The organism is Mycobacterium sp., from assembly GCF_049281135.1.
Taxonomy (GTDB): domain Bacteria; phylum Actinomycetota; class Actinomycetes; order Mycobacteriales; family Mycobacteriaceae; genus Mycobacterium.
In genome coordinates, this window is sequence record NZ_JBAPRN010000583.1 from 1 (window position 1) to 7079 (window position 7079).

The 7079-nt window shown below is 63.0% G+C and carries 6 protein-coding genes and 2 pseudogenes; 5 read left to right on the forward strand and 3 right to left on the reverse strand.

Annotated elements, in window-relative coordinates:
• Both WAN02_RS22745 and WAN02_RS22750 read right to left on the reverse strand, forming a co-directional pair.
• Positions 1-402: hypothetical protein (locus tag WAN02_RS22745; RefSeq protein WP_422266616.1), on the reverse strand; the 402-nt coding region annotated here is incomplete at its 3' end.
• Between the two features lie 194 nt (positions 403-596).
• Positions 597-1400: a GAF and ANTAR domain-containing protein gene (locus WAN02_RS22750; RefSeq protein ID WP_422266618.1), complete on the reverse strand. Its 804-nt coding sequence runs from the start codon at positions 1398-1400 to the stop codon at positions 597-599.
• Between the two features lie 436 nt (positions 1401-1836).
• Between WAN02_RS22750 and WAN02_RS22755 the strand changes: the two genes are divergently transcribed.
• The 3 genes and pseudogenes from WAN02_RS22755 to pstB all read left to right on the forward strand — a co-directional run.
• Positions 1837-2106, forward strand: a complete 270-nt coding sequence (locus tag WAN02_RS22755; RefSeq protein ID WP_422266624.1) for an SPFH domain-containing protein — start codon at positions 1837-1839, stop codon at positions 2104-2106.
• Positions 2107-2374: 268 nt separating this feature from the next.
• Positions 2375-3286, forward strand: a complete 912-nt coding sequence (gene pstS / locus WAN02_RS22760; RefSeq protein WP_422266626.1) for a phosphate ABC transporter substrate-binding protein PstS — start codon at positions 2375-2377, stop codon at positions 3284-3286.
• Positions 3241-3492, forward strand: a pseudogene (pstB, locus tag WAN02_RS22765) (phosphate ABC transporter ATP-binding protein); the annotation flags it as partial. The gene pstS and the pseudogene pstB, both read left to right, overlap by 46 nt.
• A 790-nt stretch (positions 3493-4282) precedes the next feature.
• Here the strand turns inward: pstB and WAN02_RS22770 are convergent.
• Positions 4283-5161 (reverse strand): annotated as a pseudogene (locus tag WAN02_RS22770) (universal stress protein).
• A gap of 786 nt (positions 5162-5947) precedes the next feature.
• On the opposite strand from WAN02_RS22770, the gene WAN02_RS22775 reads away from it, so the two are divergent.
• Both WAN02_RS22775 and WAN02_RS22780 read left to right on the forward strand, forming a co-directional pair.
• On the forward strand, positions 5948-6802 hold the full coding sequence (locus WAN02_RS22775) for an SPFH domain-containing protein (protein ID WP_422266620.1): 855 nt from the start codon (positions 5948-5950) through the stop codon (positions 6800-6802).
• Positions 6799-7071 carry a hypothetical protein gene (locus WAN02_RS22780; RefSeq protein ID WP_422266622.1) on the forward strand — a complete coding sequence of 91 codons (273 nt, stop codon included), beginning with the start codon at positions 6799-6801 and terminating at the stop codon, positions 7069-7071. Before WAN02_RS22775 ends, WAN02_RS22780 begins: the two co-directional genes overlap by 4 nt.
• Positions 7072-7079 lie beyond the last annotated feature (8 nt).

A 7079-nucleotide genomic window follows, 5' to 3' on the forward strand; every position in this document is an offset into this window, starting at 1 on the left:
GTCCGAGCCGGCGGGGACGCTCAGGTGCTGATCGAGCGCGAATTCGCTGGGCGGACGGCCGGTTAGCCACGCTAGGTCCGCGGCGAGGTCGACAAAAGTTCCCGGCCTCGCCGCGTAGAAGATGAGGGCAACCAACGGCCCTGCCCTACCCTCACCGACACCGGCCGGCAGCGTCAGCCGAAGCGAGGTGCGAACATTGTCGGCCGCGCCGTCCTCGAGGGTGCTGAACGTGAACGGCGGGTCACTGCCGTCGACGATCACGCTCAGGCCGAGATAGGTGGGTACCGCCGCTCGGGCGTCGACGCCCAAGCGGTGCAGACTGTGCAGCACATCGGCGGCGGGATCATCCAGGGCGGCGGTGAGGATGCCCAAATTGACGGCCAGGATCGCGCTGATCTTCATGACGGGATTGCTCCGCTGGGCGCGCCCGAGCGCGGGTCGAGCCTGCCGGTGCCAAACAGGCAAGTCGCCTGCAGGGTGGGAAACGCGCGACGCAAGCCAGGACCCGTCGCGTTGACTGTTTACCCACCCTCTAACCTACGCGCGTTACACCGTGCATCGGCAGTTCGGCCGAAGGCCGACCTGGTGGTTCGGGCTCAGATCGGGTCGCGTCGGGCGCGGGCACGGCGTACCGCTTCATCGACGATGTGCTGGGCCACCTCGGCCAATTTCCGGTGTTCGGTTTGGCTGATCGTCCGGAGCTGATCGAACGCCTCCTCGGTGCTGCGCCCGCTGCGTCCCCGGATCAGGCCGATCGCCTGATCGATCGCCGGGCGCGTCGATAGCGCCTTCTGCAACTGGGCGGTCAGCGCCATCGCGTGCGCGAGGACCTGGGCGTTATGCACTGCTACCGCAGCGGGTTTGGCGAACAGTTCCCCGAGTTCGGCGGCGTGCTCATCGAAGACGTCTTTGCCGTGGGCGTAGACATTGATCGCCCCGATCACCTCACCTGACAGCAGCATCGGGAGCGACAGCGCACTGTGGACACCCAAGCGGCCCACTCGGGGACCGAACCGCGGCCACATCTTCTCCCCACCCAACGACCCAGACCGCACCGTGCGCCGCTCCAGGGCCGCGGTGATGCAGGGCCCCTCCTTGAGGGTCGCGTACTGAATCTCGTCGATCTCGGCGACAAAGGGGGCGCTGGCCGCCAACGCCTCCACCATGTTGTCCATCCGGTCGACCTGCAACAAGGTCACCCCGGCACCGTCGGCGCCCGGAATCGCGCGCACCGCGAATGTCGACACCTCGGTCAGCAACTCAGGCAACCCCAGACTGCCCGCCACCAAGCCCGCCAGGTCGTCGATCCCGGCCCGCAAGTCGGCGGCGTCAGCGCTAGCTTGCTGCGCGCTCAGCGACCCCGACGGTAAGCCGTCGGCGTTCTCGGTGAACTCCGTCAACTCTGTTACCTGCGCTCATTAGTCCAACCCGACATCGCTCAACGGAACCCTGCGACATACCTGCGCCGCAAACCGCCGCGACACGATTCCTCACGCCAAGAGTAGCGCCGCGAGCAGTTGTGGGCGCGTGCCGATATCGGCGCACGACGAACGCGAACGGGCTTCCGCGGGTGAGTCTCCCCGGTGTCTTCTCTGGGTGCTGAGAATCTCAGCTGGTTCGGGATGAGTTCAGCTGTCCGCTGCAGAACTTGAGGAGCATTAGCTCCAAGGCCCCTACGCGCCGGTGATCGTCTGCACCTCAGGATCACCATGACTGCTCCACAGATCTTCTCCACTCGATCGGCCGGTGCTGGCGATGGCGGTGCGGATCGTCAAACAATGCGAGAACGGCCTGGTGTACGGGCTGGGCCGGGTGATCGGAGAACGCTAACCCGGCCTGCGGCTCATCATTCCGTTCATCGATGTGCTGCACCGGATTTCGGTGCGGGTCGTGACGATGCCGACCCAATCCCGGGGGATCATCACCCGCGACAACGTCAGTGCCGATGTCTCGGCGGTGGCCTACGTCAAAGTCGTCGACGCGGTGAAGTCGGTCGTGGACATCGAGGTGCGCCCCGACAAGCTGGCTTGCGGCGGCGTTGCGGCGTTCATGTCCCTACGAGGTTTGAAACGTTGCGTGTACATGTCGGGGGTCTTCGATGAATAAGAGGATGCACGGGCATCGCGGGATCAGGAAGGGGTTGATGTACCCCAAGTTAACGATCACCGCCGTGGTCGCCCTTGTTGCGGCGAGTCTGACTGGGTGTGGAAGCACCAGCGGCGGTGAGGCCGCAAACACAACCCAGCAGGCCCAAGCGGGCCAGATTTGCGGCCAGCAGGCGGCCGCCAAACCCGGCTACCCCAGGACGATCCCGAAGATCGACGGCGGCGCGACGAGTTTGTCGGGTGCCGGGTCGACGTTCGTGGCGCCGGTCATGTCGGTGTGGACCAAAGACTACTCACAGTCCGACGGGGTGCAGGTCGCCTATCAGCCGATCGGCTCCGGGGGCGCTGTGCAGCAGATCCTCGCCGGCACGGTCGACTTCGGCGCATCCGATACCCCGATGAAGGACAGCGAGCTCAAGGGCTCGAAGTCCGGCCCGATCCTGCACATCCCGTTGACATTGGGCGCCGTCGTACCCACCTACAACGTCAAGGGGGTCCAAACCGGCCTCAAGTTCGACGGTGACACTTTGGGCAAGATCTTCGCCGGCAAGATCACCAAATGGAACGACCCGGCACTGGTCGCGCTGAATCCGGGCGCGAACCTACCCGACCAACCGATCGCGGTGGCCCACCGCTCGGACGGCTCCGGCACCACCGCGGTGTGGACGGACTTTCTAACGAAGGAAAGCCCGACCTGGGTGCAAACCCTCGGCGGCTCCGACAGGAGCTTCGGCAAGGACATCGCATGGCCAGTCGGCATCGGCGGTAAGGGCAATGAGGGCGTTTCCGGGGTGATCAACCAGACCGACGGAAGCATCGGCTACGTCGAGCTGGCCTACGTGTTGGCGCAGAACCTCACTTACGGCGTCGTGAAAAACAAGGCCGGCAACTTTATCCAGCCCTGCGTCGCCACCATCACCGCCGGCACCGAAGGCATCGCCTACCCGCCGGATCTACGGGTAAGCCTGACCGACGGGCCCGATCCCCACGCCTACCCGATCACCGGAACCACCTACGCGCTGGTGTATCAGAACCAAACCGACGCGGCGAAGGCAAAGGCGCTGGTCAACTTCTTCTCCTGGACCTTATCTATGGGTCAGGACGATGCTGCCAGCGTCAACTACGCTCCGTTGGCTGTTCCGCGCTTGACCCCATCTCCACGCTGGCTATCGAGGATCTGATCGCAGAACTCAAGGCGCAGTACACCATCGTCATCGTTACCCACAACATGCAGCAGGCTGCTCGGGTCAGCGATCACACCGCTTTCTTCAACCTGGAGGCTACCGGCAAGCCCGGGCGGTTGGTCGAAATCAACGACACCGAGAAGATTTTCTCCAAGCCTGACCTGAAGGCCACCGAGGACTACATTTCCGGCCGGTTCGGCTGACCACCCAGCGTTGATCCTGCGTCCCGAACCCGAAGTCGGAAACAGTCAAATCTGCGATCGAATCGGTTACAGCTCAATCTCCCTGCACGCTAGTTACGATGTGGTCGCTGGGCGGGGGCACGCGGTGAACAACGTGAGCAGGGCAGCAGTAACTTCGGGGAAACATGCAGTATGACGGTCCTGTCCCAGCAACCTGCTGCAGCCGCTGCGACATCTGTTGTCGGCGCTCATTTTTAGATGGGAGAGGTCTCTCCGAGCTGCGACGGCCGTTAGGCGAACGCGAAAGCGTCTCAGCGAGAGCTACTTTCCCGCCGCCGATACTGTCGGGGAATGTGGTGGGCACGCCGACTACGGGGCCCCGGGGTGCTCGAGTGAGGTGACCACGACCAGCACCGAGCTGCCAGACGTCCGCAATCAAGCCTTCACGTGCATTAGGTAACCGACTCGTCGCCATCTTGCACGGCTGCCTTAGCCACAAACAATGGCGAGTTCGCAGATCTAACTGAATAGGTCGCCAAACGCCTTCGTGACCTTCGAAATCGTGTCACTTCCACCATGAACCTCGATGCAATCAATACCCATGGCCTTAATAGGATAATCGTTACCGTCCGGGTCCAAGCGGTCACCGAAGAAGAGAATCTGACGCTCGGTCACACGAAGTGCCAACATGAGCTTCCTCGCTCCAACATTGCCACACGGTACGGTCTCATCGAACGGTCAGCCGTCATCCTAATTCGCCGTGCCCGGTCAACCCGCACACCATAAGACGATGCCGGGGGCCCAGTGGTGATTAATTGCCGCGGACCACGATCACTGGCACCGTTGCCGATTGAGCCACCGCGGAGCTGACCGACCCCAGAAGCATTCCCTGAAATCCCCCCACGCCCATGGCTACCGACTACTACCAGCTGGGCACGTTCGGACTCCTTAAGCAGCCACCGGGAAGGCTGATCGCAGAACAGCGATCGCTCGAGACGCACATCTGGATACTGCTCTTGCCAGCCGGCGAGACGTTCAGCAAGGATCTCTTGCCCTTTACACTCGCTGTCTCGCCCGTCCATTCCGAGCATCGGAAACACCCCTACGTCGCTCCACGCGTACAGCGCCACCAGATCAACCCCTCGGCGGGAGGCTTCCTCGAAGGCCAGGGCGGTCGCCGCTTCCGAGGCTAGCGATCCGTCGATGCCGACTAGCACAGGTGTATTGGAGGCAGGAGGCGCGCTCCGATCGGAATGAATCACCGCGACCGGGCAGTGGGCATGGTGGATCAATGCCGTACTGACCGAGCCGAGCAGCAGGCGGCCCAACGCCCCCTGTCCTCGGCTGCCGGTGACGATCATCCAAGCACCTTTGGAAGCATCAATCAGTGTCGGAACAACGCTGGAACACACCACCTCGGTGTGTATTTCAGGCGACTCAGACTCACCCAGGTTAGCGCTAACTGTCTTGCGGGCCTGATCAATAATGTGCTGGCCGTTTCCCTCTGCCACCCGGGTAGGTCCAGTTGGCACTCCGACCACTCGACTGTGATCGGGGGAACAGCGTGCATCAGCGTGAGAGGCAGCTGGCGCATAATGGCCTCGCGGGTTGCCCAGGCTAAGGCATTGTCGGAAGCCGCCGATCCATCGACGCAAGCCAATATTACGTGTTCTTCTGTGGTTACAGACATTTCGCACTCCTTGCTACTAAATCTTGACCGCGGCAGTTGACTCGTCCCGCACGCACCCAGTCCAACTCGGAAGCTGTGCCCGTCCGACGAGCTGACACCAACGTGTGGCCGCGCCAGGGCCGCACCGATCTTCATGACGGGTTTTTCCGCTGAGCGCTCCCGAACGCGGGTCGTGCCTGCCGGCGCCTAACAGGCGAGTCGCCTGCAGGTGGGGAACGCGCGACACGAGCCGGGACCGGTCGCGTTGACTGTCTCCCCACGCTCCAACGTACGCGGCTCACACCGTGCAGCGGCAGTGCGGCCGTCGGTCGACCTAGTGGTCCGGGCTCAGCTGGGGGTTGCGTCGGGCGCGAGCGCGGCGCACGGCTTCATCGAGATGTGTTGCCGCCTCACCCAATTTACGATGTTCGGTTTGACTGATCGCCCGCAGTTGTGGACCGTGTGCCGGTAGCGGCGGCCCGAGGAAGGCGACCTCGCGCTTGAATCTGTAGGCCCCCACGTTGGCAAGCAACGGGATTCGGCGGGTTAGTCCGCACGGGTGTATTCTCGGAGGTGCTGAGAATCTCAGCTGGTTCGGGATGAGTTCAGCTGTCCGCTGCAGAACTTGAGGAGCGTTGGCTCCAAGCCCGTACATGCCGGTGATCGTCTGCACCTCAGGATCACCATGACTGCTCCACAGAGTTTCCCCACTCGATTCGCGCCCTTACCACACCCCCGAACAACGACGGTTGCGCGCGGCGTGGGCGTGCGCAGTCCTCAGCACAACTCACCGACAGGTGCACGGCGATGAAAGCGGCGGGCGTCGTCGTTGTTGTTGTGGTCCTGCTGTCACTGCTGGTGTTGGCGATGGCGGTGCGGATCGTCAAACAATACGAGAACGGTGTGCTGTTCCGGCTGGGCCGGGTGATCGGAGAACGCCAACCCGGGTTGCGGCTCATCATTCCATTCATCGATGTGCTGCACCGGATTTCGCTGCGGATTGTGACGATGCCGATCCAATCCCAGGGGATCATCACCCGCGACAACGTCAGTGTCGATGTCTCGGCGGTGGCCTACTTCAAGGTCGTCGACGCGGTGAAGTCGGTGGTGGCCATCGAGAACGTCTACTCCGCGATCGACCAGATCGCCCAAACAACACTGCGCAAGGTTGTCGGACAACACACCCTGGACGAGACGCTCTCAGAGACCGACAAGATCAACCTCGACATTCGCGCGATCCTCGACGTCACCACCATCGAATGGGGTGTGCAGGTCACCCTGGTCGAACTCAAAGACATCCAACTGCCCGACAGCATGAAGCGGGCGATGGCCCGCCAAGCCGAAGCAGAACGAGAAAAGCGGGCGAAAATCATTGCCGCCGAAGGTGAATCGTTAGCTGCCGCTGCCTTGGGGGACGCCTCGGACACCATGATGGCCCACCCGCTGGCGCTGCAATTACGCAACTTGCAGACCCTGGTCGAACTCGGCGTCGACAAGAACACCACCGTGGTGTTCCCGGCACCGTTGATGTCGACCATCGCCGAACTCGGAACCTTCCTGGCCCGCGAAAGCGGCGCAGCAGCCCCCCCGGAGCCAGAGCCGCCGATCCCCATCCCGGCAGCGGTGGTCAACGGCACCTCCACCTTAGGGAGCCAGCCGTGATCGCCGCGCTGATTTTCATGTCGCTGAGCGGGTGGGGCTTCTGGTTGATGTACCGCGACGTGCGATACCCCCGGGTGAGGACGCCGGTTGCCGCACCGGATCAGCCTGCGACCCGCGCCGCTGCGGTCCTAGGCCTCGAGGACGATCCCGATCAGTGGCGGGCCGCCCGCGGCTCCTGGACCGCACTGGACGATCGCCAGCTCATCCGGCTGCTGACCGATTCGCACCATGAAACAGACGAGCCGCCAACTCCACCGACAAGGCATTAACGCCATGT

Excerpts from the sequence above, each read along its gene's own strand:
- pstS (WP_422266626.1), top strand. The coding sequence starts at position 2,375 with ATGTCGGTGTGGACCAAAGACTACTCACAGTCCGACGGGGTGCAGGTC.
- WAN02_RS22775 (WP_422266620.1), top strand. The coding sequence starts at position 5,948 with ATGAAAGCGGCGGGCGTCGTCGTTGTTGTTGTGGTCCTGCTGTCACTG.